The following is a 1061-nucleotide window of genomic DNA, read 5'->3' as shown; positions in this document are numbered from 1 at the left end:
AAATCCCCGCGCTGCTTGAAGCCCGCGACCGCCAGGCCGTGCCGTCGGTAACGGCTCCGCCCGAGGGCCTGGCCCTGGTAAGCGTGGAATACCGGGAGCCGAACATCTCCGCATAACGCCTGACGAAGCGCATTGCAGATGCAGATTTTCTTTCGCTCACGCACTGACGCAAAAGTCCCCATCTCTCGATGGGGAATTCTTTCTATCTAGAGCGGATTAATTCAATAATGGACATTCTCAAAATTAATCTGCTCTAGATCATTTCGTCCAGGTCGGAAGCCTGCTCCTGCGCCCTGAATTTCTGCTGCAGCATGATGGGCAACGCCTCCGGGTCCATCGGGTCATACTCAAACATGACCGCCGTGCCGAAGCAGGAAAAATACTTGCTGCCGTCGGGGTGAAAAGCCACATTTTCGCTGTAGCCCACAATGGCCTGCGCGCCCTTGTTCATGGCGCGTGCGGCCATGCCGAAAAAAGCCTCGTCAGAATCAAAGCCCCGGCAGCACACAAGACCCAGCACCTTGGCAATGCGGCGGCCTTCCACCTGATGCGTGGTCACCACAGGAAAACGCCCGGCCATAAACACCTCGCGCACCCGCGCGCTGGCGTCCGACATGCGCACTTTCTTTTCAGCTTTACGCGCCTTTTTTTCATGACCGCCCAGTAAAAAGAACATGCCTGACCTCCAGAAGCAGTGGAATGGCAGCGCGGCGCACTGCCTGATACCAGCTATATGCAAAGGTCTTGCCAAAAAAACTTATTATTATAATTCAGCATAATACATGGGAAATATGTTTTCTTGTCATCAAATTGACAACCAGGCGCACATGACGTCGCAAGACAGAAAAAGCCCGCCAAAAGCGGGCTTTTTCTGTCTTGCCGTGTCTGCGGCGACACGTTGACACGTTCCAGAGCAGTTTGCGAATGAAATGAGTTAGAGCAATTTCACTTTGAAATTGCTCTGGCGGCTGCGTGAGCAGTCGCCCGCCGCGAAGGCGTAAGCGCAATTTATTTGCGCGGTTAAACGCCGAAGCGAGCGTGTCTTAAACTTTGAAAATGTA

General features: G+C 53.4%; 1 protein-coding gene. It reads right to left on the bottom strand.

Annotated elements, in window-relative coordinates; genetic code table 11:
• Positions 1-253: 253 nt before the first annotated feature.
• Positions 254-676: a hypothetical protein gene (locus V6C16_RS14055; protein ID WP_333536402.1), complete on the bottom strand. Its 423-nt coding sequence runs from the start codon at positions 674-676 to the stop codon at positions 254-256.
• Positions 677-1061: the final 385 nt, after the last annotated feature.

The sequence above is a fragment of the Desulfovibrio sp. 1188_IL3213 genome, from assembly GCF_036763145.1.
GTDB lineage: Bacteria > Desulfobacterota > Desulfovibrionia > Desulfovibrionales > Desulfovibrionaceae > Desulfovibrio.
Note: the sequence above shows the minus strand (reverse complement) of the source record. Positions and strands in the feature narration are given on the sequence as shown.

Bases quoted from the DNA above. Each gene is read 5' to 3' on its own strand.
- V6C16_RS14055 (WP_333536402.1), bottom strand. From the start codon at position 676: ATGTTCTTTTTACTGGGCGGTCATGAAAAAAAGGCGCGTAAAGCTGAA.